Below are 23,951 nucleotides of genomic sequence, written 5' to 3' on the forward strand. Positions count from 1 at the left end.
ATGCCCAACAACCCGCCCGACGAAGGGAAGACCGTGGTTCAGCCGAAGGCCCTCAAGCCTGCCCTGGAATCCATGACCCTGTTGGTCGCCGCCGTCATCGTCCACGACAAGGCCGCCAACCGCGTCGTCCTCCTCCAGCGCAGCGAGAATGCCAAGTTCGCCCAGGGCCTGTGGGACCTCCCCGTCGGCAAGAGCGAACCCGGCGAACCCATCACCGAGACCGCCGTCCGCGAGCTCTACGAGGAGACCGGCCTCACGGTAAAGCCCGAGTCCCTCAAGGTCGCCCACATCATCCACGGCGCCTGGGGCGTCGAAGCCCCCAACGGCTTCCTCACAGTCGTCTTCGTCGCCCACGAGTGGGCCGGTGCCCCCGAGAACCGCGAACCACGCAAACACGCCCAGGTCCGCTGGTTCGACGCCAACGCCCTCCCCGAGAACTTCGTGGACACCACGGCCAGCGCCCTCCACTGCTATCTGACTAGCGGACCCCAAGTATCGCTGGACGGATGGAAATAGACGAGCGCGGGAGTCGTTCTCAACCGCCCGCACCGGACCGTTCCCTGACCGCCTCACCGCCGCCATCGGACTCGCCCTGGCCCTGGTCCTGCCGGCCCTGCCGTTCCTGCACACCGTCCGGGCCGCCCAGTGTGCCCGACGCATCGGCCGACACCCCCTCGACCCGGAACGGGCCGAGGACCTGGTCGCCGCCGTGCGGCACACCGGCCGCCTGCATGGAGACCCGCCTCGGCGCCATGCTCGCCGCTGCCCTCCTCGGCCGCCGCCTCGACTGGTGTCTGGGAGTGCGGGTTCTCCCCGCCGCCCACCGAGTACCCCGCATGGGCATCCCTCCCCTCTTGTCGCCCGATCGGCGAGTACACCGAGGCCGGATGGCACCACTACGTGGCCCTGACGATCTGAACCCGTCAACCCTCCTCGTCAACCTGGCGATTCGCGTGTCCCCCAAACGCACACGCCCGTTGAGGAACGCGTCCTGACCCCACTCCCGAGGAGCCAACCCCCATGACCACCGCCATCGCCCCCGCAGTCGCGCAAGCTGCCGCCAGAGTCCCCGAGCGGCACTACACCCACAACGAGGCCCGGGGCGAGACCATCCACCGCACCAACCCGACGTTCGTCCGCCGGGATTTGTCCTTCCTCGACGTCGAAGCGGGCATGCGCGTCCTGGAGATCGGCACCGGCTCCGGGCTGACCGGCGGCCTGCTCGCCGAACTGGTCGGCCGAACCGGCTCGGTCGTCTCCCTCGACATCGACCCGTTCCTGACCCGCTGGGCGAACCACATCCACGACGCCCGCGGGATCGGCAACATCCGCTGCCACGCGGTCAACGGCACCGACGGATTCCCCGAGAAGGCGCCGTTCCACCGCCTGGGCGCCTGGTGCACCCCGCCCCGGCTACCGAAGACATGGGTGGAACAGGTCAACGACGGCGGCCTGATCGTCGCCACCCTGCCGATCGCCCCCGTGCCGAACCTCGTGGTCGGCGCCACGATCCGCATCACCGACGGCCGCCCCTATGTCGAGCAGGTCTTCCCCGGCGCCTACATCGAGACCGTCGGCTCACCCCGCAGCACCTTCGCCGTCCCGCCCCGGTGGGTGGACTGGGAGAACCGCGTCCCAGCCACCTCGTGGATCTCGGTCGCCTGGCGCGACCAGGACGACTGGAAGAACACAGGCGCCCACGCCACCCTCGACCGGCTCCTCGACCCCGGCCACACCGAGCAGTACCAGGGCGAGACCATCGACTGGTCCAGCCTGCGGCTGTGGCTGGCCGCCACCGGGACACGGCTGACCATGACCGAACTGGCCGAAGACATCCCCGGCCTCGGGCACTCCACCCGCCACTCGGTCGCCGTGATCCAGGAGGACGGCACGATCCTCGCCGACTCCTCCGGCTCCGGCTCCCTCACCGTCCTGCGAGGCTGGCTTGCCGCCTGGGACGACGCAGGACGCCCCGGCCTCGACGCCTACACCCCCACCCTCGTGCCCGACATGAACGCCGACGTCCCCGGCTGGGACCTCCGCCTCAGCCGATAGCAGCCGACAGCCCAGGACACCCTCGGCGGCCAGATATGAAGACCGCGGGTCGCGCCTCCTCACCGCAGATGAGGAGGCGCGACCCGCATTGTCCGCCGCCACAAGCCCGTCTGGCTCACCTACGGGCAACTCACCGGACACAGCGATCGATTGGCGTATGGAGGAGGTACCGGCAGACTGGCCGGACGTGGGTGTACGACCGCGCATGAGCAGCTTCCTCGGCAGCCAAGCGCCAGTCTGGCCGGTCATGATGATCGCTGAGCTGAAACGGAGACTTCCGCTCTGGACCAGGTCAGCGACCCGCAGCACCCATCGCCGCAAGTCGCCGCCTCCGCCCATTACTAGGAGACGAAGAAGGCCTGACGCCTTCGCGATCCAGCCCCCGGTGCAACGCATCGGGGGCTGTTTCACGCCCGCGCGAGGCGCGGAAAAAGAACCTCGGCATTCCCCCGCCCCACGGCGTCGAGCTCGCCGGGCCGCCAGCCCTCGTAGCCGTCCAGGTGGCCGTTGAAGTACGCGCCCGCCTCGGCCGGGGCGAACGGCCAGTCGCTGCCGTAGAGGACGTGGCCGGGCTCGGCGAAGGCCAGCAGGGACGGCAGCGCGGTAGGGCTGCCGGACAGGGCGGTGTCGAAGGAGAAGCGCTTGAGATCCGTCAGGACGCCGTCGACGGTGTGCCGTTCCGGCTGCGCCAGGCTCGCCGCGACCGCCACCCGGTGGGCGACGTACGGCAGGAAGCCGCCGGCGTGGGAGAGGATCACCTTCATCCGGGTGTGGCGGGACATGACTCCGTTGAGGGCCATGTGGACCGCGGTGCGGGTGGTGTCGAAGGTGAAGTCGACGACCGGGGCGGGGATGCCCGGGATCATCGGCATCTGCAGCTCGGCGGGGTGGACGAAGACCACGGCGCCGCGGGCGTCGAGTTCGGCCCACAGCGGCTCGAAGGCCGGGTCGCCGAGGTAGCGGCCGTGGGCGTTGGCCATCAGCACGACGCCGTCGGCGTGCAGCTCGTCCAGGGCGTACGCGGCCTCGGCCACGGCGCCGTCCACGTCCGGCAGCGGGATGCTCGCGAACAGCCCGAAGCGGTCGGGGCGGTCCTTGACCGCTTCGGCGACGTACTCGTTGACCTCCCGGGCCAGGGCACGGGCCTCGGCGTCGTCGCCGAAGTGCACGCCGGGGGCGCTCACGGAGAGGACGCCGGTGGCGATGCCCTGGGCGTCCATCATCGCGACGGCGCTGTCCCGGTCCCAGGCGGGGACCGGCCAGCCGCCGGAGTCGAGGCCGCGGTCGGCCAGGAACTGCCGGTAGGCGGGCGGGATCGCGTGCTCGTGGACGTCGATGCGGGCGGGGGGTTCGGTCACTTCCGGCTCCTGGGTCACAGATTGTCCCGAAGCTGCTCCGGTGTCACTTGGGCCTGTCGCAGCACATTGGCGAGCGTTCCCCTGGGTACGGGATTCCGGTGAGGGACCACCACGACGACCGGTCCGTGCCGCAGCACCGTATGGGACCCCTTGCCCCGGCGCTCGGTGAAGCCGAGTCGGCACAAGGCCTTGATGAGGCTTTCGCTGCTGATCTGGGGCAGCGGCGGCATCACGCGACCTGGAGGCTGACCGAGCCGGTCACGGCACGGGCCGCAGCTTCGATGTAACGCCGGGCCTCGACGTCGTCGGCGATCTCCGCGAAGTACAGCTCCAGGGCCTCGGTGATCATTGCCCGGGCCTCGTCGATGGTCTCGCCCCAGCTCGTCGTACCCGTTACGGGTTCCAGGGCGTTGTATCCGCCTTCGTCGGGCGTGTAGACGATCTGAAAGCTCACCCTCTCGCTCATGCCGCCGAGTCTAGGCGTCCGGGCCCACGACCGTGCCTGACAAAAGTCACTCCCAACCATGGACGGCCCACACTGCCCCCGTCCTCGCCCCGGCCGCGAAGCTGGACGCATCCCGCGGGACGGGATGCGCAGCACCACGAGACGGGGGACTCCGACCATGCTCCAGACCACGACCACCACCGAAGCCGCCACCGAGACCGCTACCGAAGCCACCACCGAGGCCGCCGCGCAGCGCCGGGCATTGCTGCAGAGCCTCAAGCCGCTGTTCGTGGACGCCGGCATCCCCATGGCCGCGTACTACGTGCTCACCCGGGGCTGCGGCATGAGCACGATGGCCGCGCTCGCCTGGAGCGGTGTCGTTCCGCTCGCCCGTACGGTCTGGGGCATCGCCAAGGAGCGGAAGCTGAACGCGCTCGCCGCGGTGATGCTCGTCCTCAACGTGGCCGGGGTGCTGCTCAGCACGGTCGCCGGTGACGTCCGGCTGATGCTCGCCAAGGACAGTGCCGGAACGGGGGTGTTCGGGCTCGTGGTGTTCGCGGCCGCCTGCGCCGGGCGGCCGTTGATGAGTGCGGGGCTCAAGCCGTTCGCCACGAAGGGGTCGGCGGCCAAGGAGGCCGCCTGGGAGCGGCTGTCGGAGCAGTCCGCCCGGTTCCGCCGCCTGGAGCGGAGGTTCTCGGCGATCTGGGGCGGTGCGCTGCTGATCGAGGCCGTCGCGCGGATCGTCGGCGCGTACACCCTGTCCCCCGACGTGATGGCCTGGCTGGGCAACGTGATCTTCGGGGTCGCCTTCGTCGCGGCGATGGTCGTCGGGGGCGGGGCGGCCGCCGACCCGATGGAGAAGATGGTGAAGGAAGAGGCCGAGGCAGCGGCCTGACGGGCTCGCGGAAACGGCCGCGCAGAATTGGTCTGGACAAAGCGTCCCACAGCGCCGGATAGTGAACCACACCAAGATCATTACTTGTCCGGCAGCTCCCGAGGGATACATGTTCGCCGCGTTCGAGTTCCTTTTCCCCGCCATACCCGGCCTCATGGCGGCCGGCTCGGTCGCCGGCATCGCCGGGGTGATCCGGAAGCAACGCCGCCTCCGCGCCGCCTGGAACAGCGGCATCGGGATCGAGGCCCGCTGCGTGCGGTCGTACATCGTCAACACCACGACGATGCGCGGCAACCGGCCCGTCTCGTCGAGCAGCCACCACAAGCACGTCTACGAGTTCACCGACGGGGACGGGCAGCGACGGCGCTTCGAGGAGGCGGGGCCGGCAACGGTCTTCGAGGGCGACACGGTCGTCGTCCGGCATCCGCCCGGGCGGCCCGACCAGGCCACGGCCCTCCCGCCCGGTGACCCCGGGACCAGGGCCCGGGCCCGCGTGCGGATCGGGTTCCTCTGCTTCTTCGCCCTGCTGTCCGTCACGATCGCGACGCTCTTCTTCACCATCGGCCACGAGATGGCCGAGTCCGACGACAAGGGCCGGGCGCCGCAGCCCGCCCCGCTCCCCTCCGGCCCGCCGCCCGGCTTCCCCACCGACTTCCCCACCGACTTCCCGACCGGGCCCCCGCCCGGCTTCCCCACCGACTTCCCCGCGCCCCGCCCGTGACCCGCCCCGGTGCCGCAGCCCGCCCGACTTCTCCCGGTTGCCTAGACTGGTGACTTCCCGGGCGCACGACCGGCGCCCGAGCGCGGGGACGGGAGAGGGACTGTGACGGCAGGCGTCGGGAACTTCGAAAGCATCGAAGGGTCCTTCGGCGACCCCTACGGTCCGTTCGACCCCGCCGACCCCGCCGATCCGCCGGCCGATCCCCCGGCGGACCTGCTGGCCGAGGCCGCCGCCGCCTTCGGGCTGCTCGCCTCCTCCGCCCGGCTGCACCTGGTCTGGGCCCTGGCCCAGGGCGAGAGCGACGTCAGCGGACTGGCCGAGCGGGTCGGCGGCGCACTGCCCGCGATCAGCCAGCACCTGGCCAAGCTCAAGCTGGGCGGCCTGGTGCGGTCCCGGCGCGAGGGACGCCGGGTGGTCTACCTGGTGGACGACCCCCATGTCGTGGCCATGGTCCGGCTCATGCTGAAGCAACTGGCCTCCCGCGAGCCGGAGACCGGCGCCACCTCTCTGTCCGGACGCCTTCGTGGCCTGGGCGCCTGAGGCTCCGCGTACGGCCGCGGGGGGCGGTGGTACGAACCTGGAGGTCCTGCGCGCGCTGGAGAGCGGGCCGCGCGGGCTGGTCGAGGCGGAGGCGGAGGAACGGCTCCTTCAGCACGGGGAGAACGTCTTCCCCGGCCGCCGCCCGGAGCCCCTGCCGCTGCGCTTCGCGCACAGCCTGCGCGATCCCTTCACCGCCGTCCTCGTCTGCCTCGGCCTGGTCTCGGCCGTCCTGTCGAGCTGGGCCACGGCCTGCGTCATCGTCGTGCTGGTGGCGGTCAGCTGCGTGCTGCGCACGATGGGCGAGCACCGCGCCGACCGCTCGGCGGCCGGCCTGCGCGAGCTCGTCGCCACCACGGCCACCGTCCGCCGCCGGACGACGGAGACCTCGCCCCCGGCGGCCCGCGAGGTCCCGGTCGACCAGCTGGTCCCGGGCGACCTGGTGCTCCTCTCCCCCGGCGACCTGGTCCCGGCCGACCTGCGGCTGCTGCGCACGACGGGCCTGACCGTCCACGAGGCCGCCCTGACCGGCGAGTCGACGCCGGTCGACAAGAGCGCCCCGGGGAACGCGGGCGCCCCGGACGACCGCCGGCACCTGTGCTTCCAGGGCAGCAGCGTCGTCTCCGGCAGCGCCAGCGGCGTCGTCGTCGCCACCGGCCGCGACACCCTGCTCTCCGGCGCCCTGGCCGGCCCGTCGTGGCGGACGCACACCCCCCGCGGGCCCTTCGACCGGTCCGTGAACGGGATCGCCTGGACCCTCATCCGGTTCATGCTGCTCACCGCCCCGCTCGTGCTGATCGCGAGCGCGCTGCTGCGCGGGCGCGGGCTGGAGACGCTGCCGTTCGCCGTCGCGGTGGCGGTCGGGCTCACGCCCGAGATGCTGCCCGTCATCGTCACGTCCGCGCTGGCGCGCGGCGCGGCGCTGCTCGCGCGGGACAGCGAGGTGATCGTCAGGCGGCTGCCGGCCCTGCACGACCTCGGCGCGGTCGACGTGCTGTGCGTGGACAAGACCGGCACCCTCACCCAGGACCGCCCGGTCGTCGAGTGCTCCGTGGACGCCGACGGCGAGCCCGACCCGGCCGTGCTGCGCTGGGCCGCGGTCAACGCCCTGTGGACCCTGCACCTGGCCGAGGTGCCCGTCCCCGACGCCCTGGACGAGGCGCTCCTGGACGCCGACGAGGAGGCGGGCGCGGCGTGCGCGGGGGCGTTCGACGACTACGACGGCGTCGCCTCGCTGCCCTGCGGGCCGGGCCGCCGCGTCTCCACCGCCGTCGTCGGGCTGCCCGGCGACTCCCGGTTCGCCCTCGCGAGCGCCCACACCCTGGTGGTCAAGGGCGCCCCCGAGGACGTCCTGGACCGCTGCACCCTCGACGACGCGGAGCGGGAACGGCTGGCCGCCCGCGCCGCCGCCCTGGCCGCCGACGGGCTGCGGGTGCTGGCCGTCGCCGTCGCCGAACGCCCCGCCCGCCCCGGCCCGTACACCCACGCCGACGAGCACGGCCTGACGTTCACGGGCTTCGTCGGGCTGCGCGACGCCCTCGCCCCCACCGCCGCCGAGGCCATCGCCGAGCTCGCGCGCGGCGGCGTCGCCGTCAAGCTCCTCACTGGCGACCACCCGGGCACCGCCGCCCGGGTCTGCCGAGAACTGGGCGGCGACCCCGGCGTGCCCGTCACCGCCGACCGCATCGACGCCCTCGCCGACGAGGCGGAGCTGACGGAACTCGCCGCCGGGACGACCGTCTTCGCACGCTGCACCCCCGAGCACAAGGCCCGGGTCGTCCAGGCGCTGCGCGCAGGCGGGCACACCGTCGGGTTCCTGGGCGACGGAGTCAACGACCTGGCCGCGCTGCACGCCGCCGACGTGGGGATCTGCCCGCGCGACGGGGTCGACGTGGCGCGCGAGGCGGCCGACGTCGTGCTCGCCTCGAAGGACCTCACCGCCCTGGACCGGGCCATCGTCGCCGGGCGGCGCAGCACCTCCAACATCGCCGCCTATCTGCGGATCACCCTGTCGTCGAACGTCGGCAACGTCATCGCGATGCTGGTGGCCGGGCTGATGCTGCCGTTCCTGCCGATGCTCCCGGCGCAGGTGCTCGTGCAGAACCTGTGCTTCGACGCGGCCCAGCTGGCCCTCGCCTTCGACCGCCCCGACCCCGGCGCCCACAACCGTCCCGTGGTGCTGCGCCCGCGCGCGCTGCTGCGCTTCGTCACGGGCTTCGGCCTGCTGAACGCGGCCGCCGACCTGGCCACCTTCGGGGTGCTGCTGCTGGCCGTGCACTCGCTGGGCGAGGACGGCCAGGAGGCGTTCCACGCCGGGTGGTTCACGGAGAACCTGCTGACGCAGGCGATGGTGATGCTGCTCCTGCGGTCCGGGCGGCAGCTGGCGGAGGGCGGCACGCCCGGCCCGATCCGGTGGGCAACGGCCGGCCTGGCGGTGGTGGGCCTGCTGCTGCCGCTGTCCCCGGTGGGGCCGCTGCTGGGGATGGCGGTGCTGCCCGCGATGTACTACGCGCTGCTGGCGGTGGTGCTGGCGCTCTACGCGGTTGGCCTCGCGGCGGCGCGGGCGCGGTTCGATCGCTGAGGGGTGCGCTCCGAAGGGGCGCGGGGCTCCTTTTGATATGCGGCTCCGCCGCGTGGGCGCGACCAGCCGAGCGCCCCGTAAGGGGCGCGGGGAACTGCGCGACAAGCCACCGACGGCTCGCAGCCGACGCACCACCCCAGGGGTCCGGGGCAAAGCCCCGAGAACCTCGACTGCGGGTGCGTCGTGGCTGATCGCGCAGTTCCCCGCGCCCCTTCGGAGCGCAGCCGACCGGCCGTCACCGAGAACGCCGGACGGGCCGACGCAAGAGCGTCGGCCCGTCCGGCGTTCGAAGGGACTACCAGTCGCCGCCCCCGAAGTCGCCCCCGCCTCCGAAGTCGCCGCCGCCGTCGCCCCAGCCGCCTCCGCCGAAGTCGCTGGAGTTGAAGTCCGAGCCGGAGAAGTCCCCGCCGTCGACGCCGGGGTCGAAGGACGGCTCCGCCGCCCAGGCGGACGGGCCGCTCAGCATGCTGCCCAGCAGCGTGCCCGCGAGCAGCCCCGGCAGCATGCCGCCGCCGAAGTAGCCGCCGGCCCAGGGCCCGTACGCCGGTCCGGCGTTCCAGTACGGCTGGGGGCCGTGCTCGGTCTGGACGGTGCGGGACATCGGCTCCTGTCCGTCGGCCAGCCGGGCCGCGTCCGCCGCGCAGGCGGGCACGGTGCGCATCGCGCCGCCCGGCGGGGCCCAGGCCACGTCCTGGACGGACGGCCCGTGCCGCGGGTCGAAGAAGCAGGGCATCCGGCGCTCGGGCAGCGGGGCCCCGGTGCGGCGGGCGGCGAGGGTGGCCAGGGCGAAGCGGCCCTTGTCGAGGGAGTCCGTGACGCCGGTGACCTCCTGCGGCCTGGTGGCCGCGGCGATCCGGGTCTTGGCCTCCTCGTAGGCGTCGAGGGCCTGCTCGTAGTCGTGGCGCATCTCGTCGGTGGCGCCGGGCTCGGACGGCTTGAAGTCCAGCCGGTCGAGCTCCTCGCCGAAGGCGGTGATGTCCTCGTCGACGACGACGCGCAGCGCCTGCAGCTCGGCGCGCTCGCGCTCCTCGCGCCGCTTCTTGTTGCGCCGGTAGAGCGCGTAGCCGCCGGCGCCGCCGGCCACCACGACGCCGCCGATCACCAGCAGCCCGGTGGTGGCGGCGTCGCCGCTGCCACCGCCCCAGGAGTCGGGGGCGTGGCCCTTGGCCTGCTTGTCGGCCTGGTCGACGAAGTTGTTGACCACGGTCCTGGCGTCGCCGCCCTCGGCCTTGACGGCGCTGACCAGGTTGCGGACGGAGTCGGGCGACATCACCTTGCGGTCCGCGGCGGCGTTGAACTTGCCGCCGAGGTGGACGGCGTAGACGCCGCTGATGCCGACGAGGCTGCGCAGGTTGGCGCGGATCGTCTGCTCGGGGAACTCGGGCGCGTTGGGCAGCACCGCGACGAACACCGGCTTGCCCGCGTCCTCGATCTTCTTCGCGAGGTCCTTGGCATCGGCGTCGGAGAGCTGCGAGCTCGCCCTCGGGTCGACGTAGACCGGGCTCTTCTTCAGCCCTTCGGCCACGGCCTTCAGGCCGGTGTCCGTGCCGGTGTCGGCGTGGGCGGCAGGAGCGTACGACGCCGCGCCTGCCAACGCGAGCAGGGCGATGGCCAGGGCCGCCAGCGGCCTTGCCAGCACCCGGGGAGTGGCGGACATGGCGTTGCTCCTCCAGGAAGGGCTCATGAGGGTCATGGCTTTACTCTTCGCTCACCTACAAAACGGGCCGAACGGTCACGAGGTTCCTCACCCCCCGTAGGAGAGGTTGGCGCAGGGGTCGTCGTCGGCGGAGCGGGCCTTGTCCGCGACCTCCGAGGACACCGCGTCCGGAGTGGAGGCCGAGGCCGACGGGCTCGGGCCCGAGCCGTCCGCGGGGGCGTCCGCGTAGTCCTTGCCGAGGGTGACCGAGATCCCGCTCGCGGAGGCGCCCCGGACGTACGAGCCGGGGAAGAGCTTCGCGAGGGTCCTGGCGTGGTCCGCCTCGCCGGGTCCGAACTCGATCACGGTGGTGGCCTCGCCGCGCAGCCGGGAGTTCGCGGTGCCGGTGACGGTGTAACCGTGCTCCTGGAGCAGTCCGGTGGCGCGGGCGCCGAGGCCGGCGACCGTGGTGCCGTTGGCTATGGAGACCTTGACGCCGGCCCCGTTGACGGCCTCCGAGGAGGATGCCGAGGGCGAGGGCTCGGACCCGTGGCCGTCCTTGCCGGCGGCGTTCTTGCCGTCGATGGTCCGGTCGGCCCTGAGGGAGGCCCACAGGGCGTTCGCGTCGGGCTGCTTCACGTCGACGCGGGCGCCGTCGTACTGCCAGGGCATGGTGACGAACTTGATGTTGTGCAGGTCGATGTTCTTCATCGCCATCGCGAAGGAGATCATCTTGTCGGCGCTGCCGAGCCCGGGGTCGACGGTCATCGACTTGGTGGCGGCGTCGGCCAGGGGCAGCAGGGTGGTGGGGTTCAGGCCCTGCGACTTGACCTTCTTGATCATGGAGGAGACGAAGGCCTGCTGGCGCTGGATGCGCCCGATGTCGGAGCCGTCGCCTATGCCGTGGCGCACGCGGACGTAGTCCAGCGCCTTCTGCCCGGAGACCTTCTGCGGCCCCTTGGGGAAGATCAGGTCGCCGCGCGAGCCGAGGTTGGGGTTGAGGTCGCCCTCGTAGAGGTCCTTGGGGACGCAGACCTCGACGCCGCCCACGGCGGAGGTCATCGAGGAGAAGCCCGAGAAGTCGACCACGACGGTGTGGTCCACGCGCAGCCCGGTCAGCTGCTCGACGGTGTTCTGGGTGCAGGCGGGGTTGCCCTTGGCGGTGTCGCCCACGGAGAAGGCCGAGTTGAACATCACGTGGTGCTCCCCGGACGTCCAGCTGCCGCTCGGGAGCTTGCACGGCGGGACGTCGACGAGGGTGTCCCTGGGTATGGAGATGCCGATCGCGTGCTTCCCGTCACCGTAGACGTGCAGGATGAACGCGGTGTCCGAGCGGCCCACGTCGCCCGTGCCGCCGCCCAGCTTGGCGTTGCCGCCCGCGCGCGAGTCCGAACCGATCACCAGGACGTTCTGCCCGGCGGCATTGGCCGGGGGGCGGTTCTTGGAGAGGCCGTCGGCGCCGAAGGTGTTGATGTTGCCGTTGAACTTCAGGTACAGCCAGCCCGCACCGGCGGTCAGCAGCACCAGGAAGGCCACGGCGACAACGGTGACCCCCCGCATCTTTTTTCCGCGCTTCGCGGGCTTCCCCGGGGACGTCCCCTCGGGGCGCTTGCCCCGCTTGCCACTCATATGCGCGCCTCGTTCCGCTCCAGCGCCGCCCGTTTGTTCACGCCCGGTTAGACGATTGGCCATGGGCTTTGGTTGTCCATTTGCGCAATCTAGCAAGTATGGTGGGGAAAGCTGTTATGGCATCCGAGCCGGAGCAAGCGGAAAGAGAGGTGGGCGGCCATGCTGCGCAACGCCCTTGAACCCTGGCACCTCCTGGTGGTCGTGCTCGTGGTTGTCGTCCTGTTCGGGTCGAAGAAGCTGCCCGACACCGCCCGTGCGCTGGGCAAGTCCATGCGCATCCTCAAGAGCGAGGCCAAGGCGATGAAGGACGAGGGCGGCACCGCACCCGCGAACACGGGCGCCGCGAGCGACACCGCCGCAGCCCCGGTGACCGGCATCGTGCACCCCTCCACCCCCTCCTCCCCCAACGGAAGCACCGCCGACAGCGCTCGGTGAGCCGACCCCTCGGGGACATCGGCCCGTGGTGAGCCTCCTGGAGGCCGGGTGCACCACCCGGCCCGCGCCGGGAGGCTGCGCACCACGGGCTTTTTCGCATGCCCGGACACAGCCGGGGCAGCAGCGCCGATGACCGGCCGATGATCGGATCACGACAGTAGTTCCCGCGCAACATTGGCGGATCACGCACCGGGAACCGGACGGAAAGCGTCGAGACTGGTCACCCGCATCACTCGCGCGCGCAGGAGGAACCGCCATGTCCGGGTCTCGTGTACTGGCCATGGGCCACTACCAGCCGTCCCGGGTGCTCACCAACGACGAGCTGGCCGCCATGGTCGACACCAGCGACGAGTGGATCAGTTCCCGGGTGGGCATCCAGACGCGCCGCATCGCCGCGCCCGACGAGTCGGTCGCCTCGATGGCCGCGCAGGCCGCCGCCAAGGCCCTCGCCAACAGCGGGCTCGCGGCGGAGGACGTCGACCTCGTCCTCGTCGCCACGTGCACCGCCGTCGACCGCAGCCCCAACACGGCGGCGCGGGTCGCCGCCGCACTGGGCCTCACCGCCCCCGCGGTGCTGGACGTCAACGTCGTCTGCGCCGGCTTCACGCACGCCCTCGCCCAGGCCGACCACGCGATCCGCGCCGGAGCGGCGACGAACGCGCTGGTCGTGGGCGTGGAGAAGTTCAGCGACGTGACCGACTGGACGGACCGCACCACGTGCGTCCTGGTCGGCGACGGCGCCGGGGCCGCCGTGGTCACCGCCTCCCCCGAACCCGGCATCGGGCCGGTGGTGTGGGGCTCGGTCCCCGAGATGGGCCACGCGGTGCGCATCGAGGGCGCCCCGTCCCGCTTCGCCCAGGAGGGCCAGTCCGTCTACCGCTGGGCCACCACGACGCTCCCGCCGATCGCCCGCAGCGCGTGCGAACGGGCCGGGGTGCGGCCGGAGGACCTGGCGGCGGTGGTCCTGCACCAGGCGAACCTGCGCATCATCGAGCCGGTGGCCCGCCGGATCGGCGCGGTGAACGCCGTCGTCGCCACGGACGTGACGGAGTCCGGCAACACGTCGGCGGCGAGCATCCCGCTCGCCCTGTCGAAACTGGTGGCCTCCGGCCGGGTGGAGCCCGGTGCCCCGGTCCTGCTGTTCGGGTTCGGCGGGAACCTGTCGTACGCGGGGATGGTCGTGCGGTGCCCGTAGCCGTAGCCGCCTACGGCTGTTCCCGCAGGTAGAGCGCGCCGCACGAGTGACAGATGGGGACGTTCGGCGACCCCCAGTCGTCGGCGGAGCGGACTTCGGCGGCCGCCTCCAGCTCGCGGCCGCACATCGCGGTCGACTCCTCCTGCCGCACCACGTGCCAGACCTTGACCTCGGCCAGCGGGTCCGCTGCGGCGCGGCCGTCCACGTACTCGGCTCGGAGTTCGTGCTCCATGAACCCACCATGCGGGAACCCCGGCGGGGGCGCCACCCATGGCTGCGGACCGTCTGTGGCTGGTCGCATAGTTCCCCGCGCCCCTTAACGGGGCGCGGTATCACCTGGAACCTAGAACACCGACCATCCGGTCAGTGTCGTGAAGTGGTCCAAGGCCGCCACGCCCGCCACCGAGTTGCCCCGGGCGTCCAGGCCCGGGCTCCACACGCACAGCGTGCAGCGGCCCGGTATCACCGCCACGATGCCCCCGCCCACGCCGCTCTTGCCGGGCAGGCCCACCCGGTAGGCGAAGTCGCCTGCGGCGTCGTACGTGCCGCACGTCAGCATCACGGCGTTGATCTGCTTCGCCTCGCGGCGCGGCAGCAGCCGCGAGCCGTCGGCGCGCAGGCCGTGCCGGGCCAGGAAGCTGCCCGCGCGGGCCAGGTCGCCGCAGCTCATCCGGATCGAGCACTGCCAGAAGTAGTGCTCCAGGACCGTCGGCACGGGGTTGTCGAGGTTGCCGTAGCTGGCCATGAAGTGGGCCAGCGCCGCGTTGCGGTCGCCGTGCTCGGTCTCGGACTTGGCCACCGTCGGGTCGAAGGAGACGTCCGGGTTGCCGCTCTCGGCGCGCAGGAACTCCAGCATCGTGGTGCTCGCGTCGCCGGTCAGCGTCTGCAGCCGGTCGGTGACGACGAGCGCGCCGGCGTTGATGAACGGGTTGCGCGGGATCCCGTTCTCGTACTCCAGCTGCACCAGGGAGTTGAACGGGTTGCCGGACGGCTCGGTGCCGACGCGCTCCCAGATCTTCTCGCCGCCCTCGGCGAGCACCAGCGCGAGGCCGAACGCCTTGGAGATGGACTGGACGGAGAACGGCCGTTCCCAGTCCCCCACGCCGTACACGCCGCCGTCGACGTCGGCGACGGCCATGCCGAAGTGGTTGATGTCCACCTCGGCGAGCGCCGGGATGTAGTCGGCGACCTGCCCCCGGCCGACCAGCGGCCGTGCGAAGGCGGCCACCTCTTCGAGTACGGCCTGGTAGTCCACGTGGTGCGCTTCCTGTCTCTCCTTGCTGGCCGGGCCAGCGTACAAAATGGGTGACGTGACCAGCGACAATCCCCCCGGCGCGGCCGGGCTCGCCGCCCTCCGGCCCCTGCTGCCGTCGCCGCTCGCCGAGGTGACCGACGAGCGGTTCGCCCGGCGCGGGCTGCGTCTGCTGCTCAAACGGGACGATCTGATACACCCGGACCTTCCGGGCAACAAGTGGCGCAAGCTGGAGCCGAATCTCGACGCCGCCGCGGCGGCCGGGCGGCGCACCCTGCTCACCTTCGGCGGCGCCTACTCCAACCACCTGCGGGCGACGGCCGCCGCCGGGCGGCTGCTCGGCTTCGCCACGGTGGGCGTCGTACGGGGCGAGGAACTGGCGGACCGGCCGCTCAACCCGTCGCTCGCGCAGTGCGCGGCGGACGGGATGGAGTTGCGGTTCGTCGACCGGGGAACGTACCGACGCAAGGCCGAGCCGGAGGTGCTGGCACGGCTGGTCCCCGAAGGGGCGTTCGTCGTCCCGGAGGGCGGCAGCAACGCGGCCGCCGCTCAGGGCTGCACCGCACTGGGGCGGGAGTTGCACGGGGTGGCGGATGTGGTGGGAGTGGCGTGCGGGACCGGCGGCACGCTCGCCGGACTGGCGGCCGGTCTGGCCGGCGGTCAGCGGGCCGTCGGGTTCCCGGTGCTGAAGGGCGGTTTCCTCGGCCCGGAGGTGGAACGCCTCCAGCGGGAGGCGTTCGGGGGGCGGCGCGGTGACTGGCAGTTGGACGAGCGCTTCCACTTCGGCGGCTACGCGAAGAGCTCTGCCGAGCTGGAGGAGTTCGCGGAGGACTTCGCGGGGCGGCACGGGGTGCCGGTGGAGCGGGTGTACGTGGCGAAGATGCTGTTCGGCCTGACGGCCTTGGCGGAGGAGGGGGCGTTCACGCCCGGAAGCACGGTGGCTGCTGTCATCACGGGGGCCCCGTAACGGGCGCCCCGTCAGGGGCGCGGGGAACTGCGCGACCAGCCGAAGACGGCCTGCAGTTGACGCACCGCCTCGGGCGGCAGGTCATCTGCGGGTGCATCGTGGCTGGTCGCGCAGTTCCCCGCGCCCCTTACGGGGCGCTACCGCACTCAGTCCTCCCGGTAGGCAGCCGCCTCCTCCAGATCCAGCCTGCGCAGCAGCACCCGCAGCATCTCGTCGTCGATCCGCCGCTCGTCCCGCAACCGCACGAACACCTCCCGTTCCGCGCCGATGACCTCGCGGGTCAGGCGGCGGTACGCGTCGTCCGCCGTCTCGCCCGTCCGTTCGTCGACGACGCCCAACCGCTCCCACACCGCGTTGCGACGGCGTTCCAGGACCGCGCGCAGGCGGTCCGCCAGCGGTGACGGCAGGGCGTTGCGGTCGTCCGCGAGGAGTTCCGCCAGCCGCCGCTCCGCCGCCGCGGACGCCTCGCTCTGCGCCTGGGCCTCGACCAGCGTCAGCGCCTCCGCCTCGGGGCGCCGCAGCCGCAGCCGGCGGATCAGCGGCGGCAGGGACAGGCCCTGCACCACCAGGGTGCCGATCACCGTCGTGAACGCCAGGAACTGGATCAGATTCCGCGCCGGGAACGGCGCCCCGCCGTGCGTGGCGACGGGGATCGAGAAGGCGATGGCCAGGGACACGACGCCGCGCATGCCGGCCCAGCCGATGACGAACACCCCGCGGACGTCGGTGTCGGGCTCGCGCTCGCGGATCCGCGGGAACAGCGCGCGCGGGATGAAGGCCGCGGGGTAGACCCACACGAAGCGCGTCGCGAGCACGACCGCGAACACCACCACCGCGTACCAGGCCGCAGGCCCCGGCCCGTACGTCCCCAGCCCCCGCAGCACGACGGGGAGTTGGAGCCCGATGAGGGCGAAGACGGCCGACTCCAGGACGAAGGCGACCATCCGCCACACGGCCTCCTCCTGCAGCCGGGTCGCGAAGTCGACCTGCCAGGACCGGTGTCCGAGGTACAGGCCGACGACGACCACGGCGAGCACGCCGGACGCCCCGACCTCCTCGGCGGCGCCGTAGGCGACGAACGGGATGAGGAGCGAGAGGGTGTTCTGCAGCAGCGGCTCGCGCAGCCGCTTGCGCAGCCAGTGCAGCGGCACCATGAGGACGAGGCCGACGCCGATGCCTCCGACCGAGGCGACCGCGAACTCCCGGGCGCCCTCGGCCCAGGTGGCGCCCGCGCCGACCGCGGCGGCGAGGGCCACGCGGTAGGCGGTGATGGCCGTCGCGTCGTTGACCAGCGACTCGCCCTGCAGGATCGTCGTGAGCCGCGACGGCAGCCCCAGGCGGCGTGCGATGGCCGTTGCGGCCACCGCGTCCGGCGGGGCGACGACGGCGGCCAGCACGAGCGCCGCCGCGGCGGGCAGCCCGGGCACGACGAGGAACGCCACGTACCCGACGACGAGCGTCGCGAAGAGCACGTACCCGACCGAGAGCAGGGCGACCGGCCGCCAGTTGGCCCGCAGGTCGAGGTACGAGCTGTCGAGCGCGGCGGTGTGCAGCAGCGGCGGCAGCACCAGGGGCAGCACGATGTCCGGGTCGAGCGTGTAGTCCGGCACGCCGGGCACGTACGAGGCCACCAGCCCGGCGGCGACGAGCAGCAGGGGCGCGGGCACGGGGGTGCGGCGGGCGGCGCCCGCGACGGCGGTGCTGCCGGCGACCAGCAACAGCAGCGGCATGACATTCATGTGTCCGGTCATCCCTCGGAGTCTGCGAGCGTGCGAACTACCCTGGCAATCATGATCGAGTGCACGCATGTCAATGCGCTGCCGCGCCCCGAGCCGGAGCCGGCGAGTGCCACCTGCCCGGAGTGCGAGAGAGTCGGCAGCCACCCCGTACAGCTGCGAATGTGCCTGGTGTGCGGCCATGTCGGCTGCTGCGACTCCTCGCCGTACCGGCACGCCACCGGGCACTTCGAGGAGACCGGCCACGCGGTGATGCGCAGTCACGAACCGGGACAGAGCTGGCGCTGGTGCTTCGTGGACCGGCACCTCGTCTGAGCGCCCGCACCGGATCGGGCGCCGCACGCACGCCCCCGCGCGTGCCCCCGGCGGGGGCGCCGGTTTCCGGGGCCCTGTCGGCGTGGCCCGCTAGCATGCACACATGATCCGACCCGCGACGCCCGGCGACGTGCCCGCCGTCCACGCGATGATCCGCGAACTCGCCGCGTACGAACGGGCGCTGGAGGCCGCGAAGGCGACCGAGGAGCAGCTGCACGAGGCGCTCTTCGGGGACCATCCGGCGGCCTTCGCCCTGATAGCGGAGAGTGACGAATCGACGCCCGAGGACGGCCGCGCGGAGCGCGAAACGGTCGGCTTCGCCCTCTGGTTCCGCAACTTCTCCACCTGGACGGGCACACACGGTGTCTACCTCGAGGATCTCTACGTCCGGCCGCACGCGCGCCGCGCGGGCCACGGCAGGGCGCTCCTCGCGGCTCTCGCGAAGATCTGCACGGACCGCGGCTACGAGCGTTTCGAATGGTCAGTGCTGGACTGGAACGAGCCCTCGATCGCCTTCTACAAGTCCCTCGGCGCCGAGCCCATGAGCGAGTGGACGGTGCACCGGATGTCGGGAGAGCCGCTCCGGACTCTTGCGGCACTCGCGCAGAGTGACGAAAATCCCAACAGGGCGATTTCTCTTTCGATTTGAGACCGCACGGCCCTAGCCACTGTGCGTACTCGTGGGCTTACCATGAGTGACAGTCGCGGGGCTGCGGCGCGGAACCGCAGATCGCGATAGCGTCTCAGCCGGACCATGTGCCGCACCGGCCCGTTTCTCCCCCGTCCTCCACCGGCCGGGGGCCGCTCGGGACCGGGCCCCGTTACAGCTCAAGAAGCTTGTGCCACCTTGGAGGTGAGGGTGTCCCCCATCGCAGGCGAGCCTGGGACGACCCAGGACTTCGTGGAAGTCCGGCTGCCCGCTGCGGGTGCCTACCTGTCGGTGCTGCGGACGGCGACAGCCGGCCTCGCGGCCCGTCTGGACTTCACCCTCGACGAGATCGAGGACTTGCGCATCGCCGTCGACGAGGCCTGCGCGATCCTGCTCCAGCAGGCCGTTCCGGGCTCCGTCCTCAGCTGCGTCTTCCGCCTCGTCGGGGACGCGCTCCGGGTGACCGTCTCGGCACCCACCACCGACGGCCGCGCGCCCGAGCGCGACACCTTCGCCTGGACGGTGCTCTCCGCCCTGGCCGGCGAGGTCGACTCCACCGTCGCGGAGGACCGCACGGTCAGCATCAGCCTGCACAAGAAGCGCGGCGCCGGCCCCGGGCAGCCGTGACGGAAGAGGGGGCTCCGTGAGTACTGCGTCACCGCGGGGAGTGCGTACCCCGGCCATCCCGCAGCAGCCTGCCCGGCCGCTGCCGGTCCAGGCGGGCGACCCGTCAGAGCGGGCGGACCACATGGATCATGTCCAGCACCAGCAGCAGCACGGCGATCCACACGATCGCAGCGGTGCCCGGGCCCTGTTCGTCGAGCTGCGCGCGCTGCCCGAGGGCTCGCCGGAGCGGGCCGAGCTGCGCAATCACCTGGTGCGGATGCACCTGCCCCTGGTGGAGCACCTGGCCCGGCGGTTCCGCAATCGCGGCGAGCCGCTGGACGACCTCACCCAGGTCGCCACGATCGGTCTGATCAAGTCCGTGGACCGGTTCGACCCGGAGCGCGGGGTGGAGTTCTCCACGTACGCGACGCCCACGGTCGTCGGCGAGATCAAGCGGCACTTCCGCGACAAGGGCTGGGCGGTACGCGTACCGCGCCGGCTCCAGGAGCTGCGGCTGGCCCTGACCACGGCCACCGCCGAGCTCTCCCAGCGGCACGGCCGCGCGCCCACGGTGCACGAGCTGGCCCAGCACCTGAGCATCTCCGAGGAGGAGGTGCTGGAGGGCCTGGAGTCCGCCAACGCCTACAGCACGCTCTCGCTGGACGTGCCGGACACGGACGACGAGTCCCCGGCCGTGGCGGACACCCTCGGCGCGGAGGACGAGGCGCTGGAGGGCGTCGAGTACCGGGAGTCCCTCAAGCCGCTGCTGGAGGACCTGCCGCCGCGGGAGAAGAAGATCCTGCTGCTGCGCTTCTTCGGCAACATGACCCAGTCCCAGATCGCCCAGGAGGTCGGCATCTCCCAGATGCACGTCTCCCGCCTGCTGGCCCGCACCCTGGCCCAGCTGAGGGATCGCTTGCTGATCGAGGAATGACCAGCGCCCGTCGCGCCCCCGTCGGCCGCGCCCCGTAAGGGGCGCGGGGAACTGCGCGAGCAACCCCCACCGGCCCGCAGCCGACGCACCGCCCCGGGCAGCAGGTCATCTGCGGGTGCATCGTGGCTGGTCGCGCAGTTCCCCGCGCCCCTTACGGGGCGCGCCGGACACGCCCTAAGCGTCCCGAGGCCCGATGCCCAATGCTTCGGTGGCGGTCGGGTTGACCAGCAACACCAACGTCGTCACGGCGACAACCGCAACCGCGACCCCGGCCGCGATCAACGCCCCGCCCGCGCTGGCAAGCGTCCAGGCGACCGGCAGCGCCATGATCTGCGTCGCCAGCGACGGCCCCCGGCTCCAGCGCCGCCGCAGCCACAGCCCGCGCGCCGCGATCAGCGGCAGCGCGGCGAGGGCGAGCACGGTCAGCCCGCCCATCTCCGCCTGGCGGGGGCTGTCCGGCCGTCCCAGCAGGCCCATGACCAGCAGGTAGACCCCGCCGGCGACGAGCACGGCACCCTCGGCGCCGGACAGTACGGCGGCCGCCGTCAGCCGGCGCGGCCGGGGCCCGGCGGGGGCCGCAGGCGTGTTCCCCGCCTGGGTCGTACGGGCGGATTTCGGGGCGGACTGCTTGCTGCTCACCCCAGCAGGGTAGCTGTAGGCCTGCTCGTAAAAGGCCGACCTGGGACCGTTCATGTACCGGCAGGTAGGTAGGCTGGCGCGCATGCGTGCGCTTCTCGTGGTCAACCCTTCGGCCACCACCACCAGTGCCCGTACCCGTGATGTCCTGGCGCACGCCCTGGCCAGCGATCTCAAGCTGGAGGTCGCCACCACCGAGTACCGCGGGCACGCCCGCGACCTCGCGCGGGCCGCGGTCGAGAGCGGGAACACGGAGCTGGTGGTCGCGCTCGGCGGCGACGGCACGGTCAACGAGGTGGTCAACGGCCTGCTGCACGCGGGCCCCGCCCCCGAGCAGCTGCCCCGGCTGGCGGTGGTGCCCGGCGGGTCCACCAATGTCTTCGCCCGCGCCCTGGGCCTGCCCAACGACGTCGTGGAGGCGACGGGCGCCCTGCTGGACGCACTGCGCGAGGGCCGTGAGCGCACGGTCGGCCTCGGCCTGGCGGCGGGCACTCCGGGCACCGAGGACGAGGGGGTCCCGGAGCGCTGGTTCACCTTCTGCGCGGGCTTCGGCTTCGACGCGGGGGTCGTGGGCCGGGTGGAGCAGCAGCGCGAGCGCGGCAAGCGTTCGACCCACTCCCTGTACGTGCGACAGGTGGCCCGTCAGTTCTTCGGCGAACACCACCGGCGGCACGGCACGATCACCCTCGAACGGCCGGGCGAGGAGCCACTCCGCAATCTCGTCATGTCGATAATCTGCAACACGGCCCCGTGGACCTATCTGGGCAACCGCCCGGTCTACGCGCTGCCGGACGCGTCCTTCGACACCGCCCTTGACGTGCTCGGATTCACCAAGCTGAGCACGCTGACGGCCGGCCGCCACGGCACCCAGCTGCTCACGTCCACCCCCGAGCGCGGGCCGCGCGGCAAACACGCTGTGTCACTGCATGACCAGGACTCGTTCACCTTGCATTCGCAGGTTCCCCTCCCGTTCCAGATGGACGGCGACCACCTCGGACTGCGCACCAGCGTGACGTTCACAGGCGTTCGCCGTGCACTGCGTGTGATTGTGTGAGTGCCAGGACCTAAAGTCCTTCCACTCGAACGTTTAGACTGGGCTGCACCCCCTGGAAGTACGGCTGTGACCTAGCCGACACCGAGGAATCAAAAAAAACTTTCCGGAAGGGGTTGTATCCGTCGCCGAGGTTTGCGAGTCTCTTCATGGCGATCGGGACAGCCCTCCATCAAGGCTTCCTCTGAGAGCCCGAACCCCCTCCTTTACCTCCTGGACCACACCAGTCTTGTGACTGGCAGTCGGCCCTTCCCTTGCGGGGGGATTCGTGAAAGCGTTCACATTCACAAGCCACGTAGCCGTAACACGAGGAGATGGAGCAGCCATGGACTGGCGTCACAACGCCGTTTGCCGCGAGGAAGACCCCGAGCTGTTCTTCCCCATCGGCAACACCGGTCCTGCGCTGCTGCAGATCGAGGAAGCCAAGGCCGTCTGCCGCCGCTGCCCCGTCATGGAGCAGTGCCTGCAGTGGGCGCTCGAGTCCGGCCAGGACTCCGGCGTCTGGGGTGGCCTCAGCGAGGACGAGCGTCGCGCGATGAAGCGCCGCGCTGCCCGCAACCGGGCGCGCAACGCGACCGCCTGACCCCCTGCCGTCTCACGACGGCCCTCGGCCCCCGAGCCGCAGCGCGCAGTACCCCCGGAGCTCCCCTGGCATCCGGGAGTGCACCAGCACAGTGAAGCTTTGAGCCCCGGACCTGAACTTCAGGTCCGGGGCTCAGTGCTGTGCGCAGGATCGCAGGATCAGGGCTTCTCGGCCCGCACCGGGATGTCGAGGGTGACGCGCGTTCCCTGCCCGGAAGCGGGCAGCATGTCGAACGTTCCGCCCAACTCCCCCTCGACCAGGGTGCGTACGATCTGCAGGCCCAGGTTGCCGGCCTGCTGCGGGTCGAAGCCCTCGGGCAGCCCGCGCCCGTCGTCCTGCACCGAGATCAGCAGCCGGGAGTCGCTGCGGGTGCCGCCGCGCACCGCGGTGACCTCGACGGTTCCCGACTCGCCCGGACCGAAGCCGTGTTCCAGGGCGTTCTGCAGCAGTTCGGTCAGCACCATCGACAGCGGAGTGGCGACCTCGGCGTCGAGCACACCGAAACGGCCGGTGCGCCGGGTGCGGACGCGGCCCGGGGAGATCTCCGCGACCATGGCCAGGACCCGGTCCGCGATCTCGTCGAACTCCACGCGCTCGTCAAGGTTCTGCGACAGCGTCTCGTGCACGATCGCAATCGAACCGACACGGCGGACGGCCTCCTCCAGCGCCTCGCGGCCCTCCGCCGAGGAGATCCGGCGGGCCTGCAGCCGCAACAGCGCCGCCACGGTCTGGAGGTTGTTCTTCACCCGGTGGTGGATCTCCCGGATGGTGGCGTCCTTGGTGATCAACTCGCGCTCGCGCCGACGCAGTTCGGTGATGTCGCGCAGCAGCACGAGCGAACCGATGTGCGTGCCCTTGGGCTTGAGGGGGATGGCCCGCAGGTGGATCACCCCGTCGTTGGCCTCGACCTCGAACTCGCGCGGCGCCCAGCCGCTGGCGAGCTTGGCCAGGCCCTCGTCGACCGGGGTGCGCGAGGGTGCCAACTGAGCGGTGGTCTCGCCCAGATGATGCCCGACGAGGTCGGCGGCCAGGCCGAGGTGATGATAGGCGGACAGCGCGTTGGGGCTGGCGTACTGGACGATGCCCTCGGCGTCGAGCCTGATCAGCCCGTCGCCGGCGCGCGGCGAGGCATCCATGTCGACCTGCTGCCCCGGGAAGGGGAAGGTGCCGTTCGCGATCATCTGGGCGAGGTCGGAGGCGCTCTGGAGGTAGGTGAGCTCCAGCCGACTGGGGGTGCGCACGGTCAGCAGGTTGGTGTTCCGGGCGATCACGCCGAGGACCCGCCCCTCGCGGCGGACCGGGATGGACTCCACCCGGACCGGCACCTCCTCGCGCCACTCCGGGTCGCCCTCGCGGACGATGCGGCCCTCGTCGAGGGCGGCGTCCAGCATCGGCCGGCGGCCGCGCGGCACCAGGTGGCCGACCATGTCGTTCTGGTAGGAGGTCGGTCCGGTGTTGGGCCGCATCTGGGCCACGGACACGTAGCGGGTGCCGTCCAGGGTGGGAATCCACAGGACGAGATCCGCGAAGGACAGGTCGGAGAGCAGCTGCCACTCCGAGACCAGCAGGTGGAGCCACTCGAGGTCCGAGTCGTCGAGCGCGGTGTGCTGGCGTACGAGATCGTTCATGGACGGCACGGCTCGAGCCTACCCGGGCGTCCGCCGTGCGCAGGCCGGGCGCAGACCGCCGGAAGTTCGCGGAGAAGTCGTCCGCCGGTCATGGACACCGTCGAATG

Annotated in this window: 26 protein-coding genes; 15 read left to right on the forward strand and 11 right to left on the reverse strand. The window is 71.9% G+C overall.

Annotated elements, in window-relative coordinates; all coding sequences use genetic code 11:
• On the forward strand, positions 1 to 516 hold the full coding sequence (locus ACMATS_RS12915) for an NUDIX domain-containing protein (protein ID WP_414167970.1): 516 nt from the start codon (positions 1 to 3) through the stop codon (positions 514 to 516).
• A gap of 19 nt (positions 517 to 535) precedes the next feature.
• On the opposite strand, the gene ACMATS_RS12920 is transcribed toward ACMATS_RS12915, so the two are convergent.
• Positions 536 to 754, reverse strand: coding sequence for a hypothetical protein (locus ACMATS_RS12920; protein WP_414167971.1), 219 nt, complete (start codon positions 752 to 754; stop codon positions 536 to 538).
• A 266-nt stretch (positions 755 to 1,020) separates the two neighbouring features.
• Here ACMATS_RS12920 and ACMATS_RS12925 point away from each other — a divergent pair, with 266 nt between their 5' ends.
• Complete coding sequence (locus ACMATS_RS12925) at positions 1,021 to 2,055, forward strand: protein-L-isoaspartate(D-aspartate) O-methyltransferase (RefSeq protein WP_414167972.1); 1,035 nt, start codon at positions 1,021 to 1,023, stop codon at positions 2,053 to 2,055.
• 407 nt (positions 2,056 to 2,462) lie between these two features.
• Here ACMATS_RS12925 and ACMATS_RS12930 read toward each other — a convergent pair whose 3' ends face one another.
• Genes ACMATS_RS12930 through ACMATS_RS12940 form a run of 3 tightly spaced genes read right to left on the reverse strand, consistent with a single transcriptional unit; the run spans position 2,463 to position 3,879 of the window.
• Positions 2,463 to 3,413: an amidohydrolase family protein gene (locus ACMATS_RS12930; RefSeq protein WP_390776501.1), complete on the reverse strand. Its 951-nt coding sequence runs from the start codon at positions 3,411 to 3,413 to the stop codon at positions 2,463 to 2,465.
• Between the two features lie 14 nt (positions 3,414 to 3,427).
• The gene (locus ACMATS_RS12935; RefSeq protein WP_390776500.1) at positions 3,428 to 3,643 is read right to left on the reverse strand and encodes a type II toxin-antitoxin system HicA family toxin; all 216 of its coding nucleotides are present in this window, start codon (positions 3,641 to 3,643) and stop codon (positions 3,428 to 3,430) included.
• Positions 3,643 to 3,879 carry a type II toxin-antitoxin system HicB family antitoxin gene (locus ACMATS_RS12940; RefSeq protein ID WP_390776499.1) on the reverse strand — a complete coding sequence of 79 codons (237 nt, stop codon included), beginning with the start codon at positions 3,877 to 3,879 and terminating at the stop codon, positions 3,643 to 3,645. Before ACMATS_RS12940 ends, ACMATS_RS12935 begins: the two co-directional genes overlap by 1 nt.
• 157 nt (positions 3,880 to 4,036) lie before the next feature.
• Between ACMATS_RS12940 and ACMATS_RS12945 the strand changes: the two genes are divergently transcribed.
• From ACMATS_RS12945 to mgtA, 4 genes are all read left to right on the forward strand, one after another.
• Positions 4,037 to 4,753: a VC0807 family protein gene (locus tag ACMATS_RS12945; RefSeq protein ID WP_414167973.1), complete on the forward strand. Its 717-nt coding sequence runs from the start codon at positions 4,037 to 4,039 to the stop codon at positions 4,751 to 4,753.
• Between the two features lie 109 nt (positions 4,754 to 4,862).
• Positions 4,863 to 5,474 (forward strand): DUF3592 domain-containing protein, encoded by a 612-nt coding sequence (locus tag ACMATS_RS12950; protein WP_414167974.1) that lies wholly within the window; start codon positions 4,863 to 4,865, stop codon positions 5,472 to 5,474.
• Between the two features lie 213 nt (positions 5,475 to 5,687).
• Positions 5,688 to 6,014: an ArsR/SmtB family transcription factor gene (locus tag ACMATS_RS12955; protein WP_414170710.1), complete on the forward strand. Its 327-nt coding sequence runs from the start codon at positions 5,688 to 5,690 to the stop codon at positions 6,012 to 6,014.
• Positions 5,998 to 8,592 (forward strand): magnesium-translocating P-type ATPase, encoded by a 2,595-nt coding sequence (gene mgtA, locus ACMATS_RS12960; protein WP_414167975.1) that lies wholly within the window; start codon positions 5,998 to 6,000, stop codon positions 8,590 to 8,592. Before ACMATS_RS12955 ends, mgtA begins: the two co-directional genes overlap by 17 nt.
• A gap of 295 nt (positions 8,593 to 8,887) precedes the next feature.
• On the opposite strand, the gene ACMATS_RS12965 is transcribed toward mgtA, so the two are convergent.
• The gene (locus ACMATS_RS12965; RefSeq protein ID WP_390776495.1) at positions 8,888 to 10,249 is read right to left on the reverse strand and encodes a hypothetical protein; all 1,362 of its coding nucleotides are present in this window, start codon (positions 10,247 to 10,249) and stop codon (positions 8,888 to 8,890) included.
• Between the two features lie 87 nt (positions 10,250 to 10,336).
• Entirely contained in the window at positions 10,337 to 11,857 is a 1,521-nt protein-coding gene (locus ACMATS_RS12970) for an LCP family protein (RefSeq protein ID WP_414167976.1), read from the reverse strand.
• A gap of 159 nt (positions 11,858 to 12,016) precedes the next feature.
• Here ACMATS_RS12970 and tatA point away from each other — a divergent pair, with 159 nt between their 5' ends.
• Complete coding sequence (gene tatA, locus ACMATS_RS12975) at positions 12,017 to 12,292, forward strand: Sec-independent protein translocase subunit TatA (RefSeq protein WP_390776493.1); 276 nt, start codon at positions 12,017 to 12,019, stop codon at positions 12,290 to 12,292.
• Positions 12,293 to 12,548: 256 nt separating this feature from the next.
• Positions 12,549 to 13,487 carry a beta-ketoacyl-ACP synthase III gene (locus ACMATS_RS12980; RefSeq protein WP_390776492.1) on the forward strand — a complete coding sequence of 313 codons (939 nt, stop codon included), beginning with the start codon at positions 12,549 to 12,551 and terminating at the stop codon, positions 13,485 to 13,487.
• Between the two features lie 10 nt (positions 13,488 to 13,497).
• Here ACMATS_RS12980 and ACMATS_RS12985 read toward each other — a convergent pair whose 3' ends face one another.
• Both ACMATS_RS12985 and ACMATS_RS12990 read right to left on the reverse strand, forming a co-directional pair.
• Positions 13,498 to 13,719 (reverse strand): hypothetical protein, encoded by a 222-nt coding sequence (locus ACMATS_RS12985; RefSeq protein WP_390776491.1) that lies wholly within the window; start codon positions 13,717 to 13,719, stop codon positions 13,498 to 13,500.
• 111 nt (positions 13,720 to 13,830) lie between these two features.
• Positions 13,831 to 14,742: a glutaminase gene (locus ACMATS_RS12990; RefSeq protein WP_390776490.1), complete on the reverse strand. Its 912-nt coding sequence runs from the start codon at positions 14,740 to 14,742 to the stop codon at positions 13,831 to 13,833.
• Positions 14,743 to 14,788: 46 nt separating this feature from the next.
• Between ACMATS_RS12990 and ACMATS_RS12995 the strand changes: the two genes are divergently transcribed.
• Positions 14,789 to 15,706: a 1-aminocyclopropane-1-carboxylate deaminase/D-cysteine desulfhydrase gene (locus tag ACMATS_RS12995; RefSeq protein WP_414167977.1), complete on the forward strand. Its 918-nt coding sequence runs from the start codon at positions 14,789 to 14,791 to the stop codon at positions 15,704 to 15,706.
• A gap of 146 nt (positions 15,707 to 15,852) precedes the next feature.
• Here the strand turns inward: ACMATS_RS12995 and ACMATS_RS13000 are convergent, their stop codons facing one another.
• Positions 15,853 to 17,445: a Na+/H+ antiporter gene (locus tag ACMATS_RS13000; RefSeq protein ID WP_414170712.1), complete on the reverse strand. Its 1,593-nt coding sequence runs from the start codon at positions 17,443 to 17,445 to the stop codon at positions 15,853 to 15,855.
• Between the two features lie 51 nt (positions 17,446 to 17,496).
• Between ACMATS_RS13000 and ACMATS_RS13005 the strand changes: the two genes are divergently transcribed.
• The 4 genes from ACMATS_RS13005 to ACMATS_RS13020 all read left to right on the forward strand — a co-directional run bounded on the left by ACMATS_RS13005 (position 17,497) and on the right by ACMATS_RS13020 (position 19,946).
• Positions 17,497 to 17,757 carry a UBP-type zinc finger domain-containing protein gene (locus tag ACMATS_RS13005; RefSeq protein ID WP_414167978.1) on the forward strand — a complete coding sequence of 87 codons (261 nt, stop codon included), beginning with the start codon at positions 17,497 to 17,499 and terminating at the stop codon, positions 17,755 to 17,757.
• A gap of 103 nt (positions 17,758 to 17,860) precedes the next feature.
• On the forward strand, positions 17,861 to 18,406 hold the full coding sequence (locus ACMATS_RS13010) for a GNAT family N-acetyltransferase (RefSeq protein WP_391151519.1): 546 nt from the start codon (positions 17,861 to 17,863) through the stop codon (positions 18,404 to 18,406).
• A 210-nt stretch (positions 18,407 to 18,616) separates the two neighbouring features.
• A complete protein-coding gene (locus ACMATS_RS13015) occupies positions 18,617 to 19,033 on the forward strand; it encodes an anti-sigma regulatory factor (RefSeq protein WP_126915983.1) in 417 nt (138 codons plus the stop codon).
• 40 nt (positions 19,034 to 19,073) lie between these two features.
• Positions 19,074 to 19,946: an RNA polymerase sigma factor SigF gene (locus ACMATS_RS13020; RefSeq protein ID WP_390776798.1), complete on the forward strand. Its 873-nt coding sequence runs from the start codon at positions 19,074 to 19,076 to the stop codon at positions 19,944 to 19,946.
• A 174-nt stretch (positions 19,947 to 20,120) separates the two neighbouring features.
• On the opposite strand, the gene ACMATS_RS13025 is transcribed toward ACMATS_RS13020, so the two are convergent.
• Positions 20,121 to 20,585: a hypothetical protein gene (locus ACMATS_RS13025; RefSeq protein ID WP_414167979.1), complete on the reverse strand. Its 465-nt coding sequence runs from the start codon at positions 20,583 to 20,585 to the stop codon at positions 20,121 to 20,123.
• 82 nt (positions 20,586 to 20,667) lie between these two features.
• Between ACMATS_RS13025 and ACMATS_RS13030 the strand changes: the two genes are divergently transcribed.
• Positions 20,668 to 21,636, forward strand: a complete 969-nt coding sequence (locus tag ACMATS_RS13030) for a diacylglycerol/lipid kinase family protein (RefSeq protein WP_336414086.1) — start codon at positions 20,668 to 20,670, stop codon at positions 21,634 to 21,636.
• Positions 21,637 to 21,958: 322 nt separating this feature from the next.
• On the forward strand, positions 21,959 to 22,216 hold the full coding sequence (locus tag ACMATS_RS13035) for a WhiB family transcriptional regulator (protein ID WP_004937597.1): 258 nt from the start codon (positions 21,959 to 21,961) through the stop codon (positions 22,214 to 22,216).
• A gap of 158 nt (positions 22,217 to 22,374) precedes the next feature.
• On the opposite strand, the gene ACMATS_RS13040 is transcribed toward ACMATS_RS13035, so the two are convergent.
• Positions 22,375 to 23,844, reverse strand: coding sequence for a sensor histidine kinase (locus ACMATS_RS13040; protein ID WP_336414229.1), 1,470 nt, complete (start codon positions 23,842 to 23,844; stop codon positions 22,375 to 22,377).
• Between the last annotated feature and the right edge of the window lie 107 nt (positions 23,845 to 23,951).

This window comes from Streptoverticillium reticulum, assembly GCF_047456005.1.
GTDB lineage: Bacteria > Actinomycetota > Actinomycetes > Streptomycetales > Streptomycetaceae > Streptomyces > Streptomyces reticulum.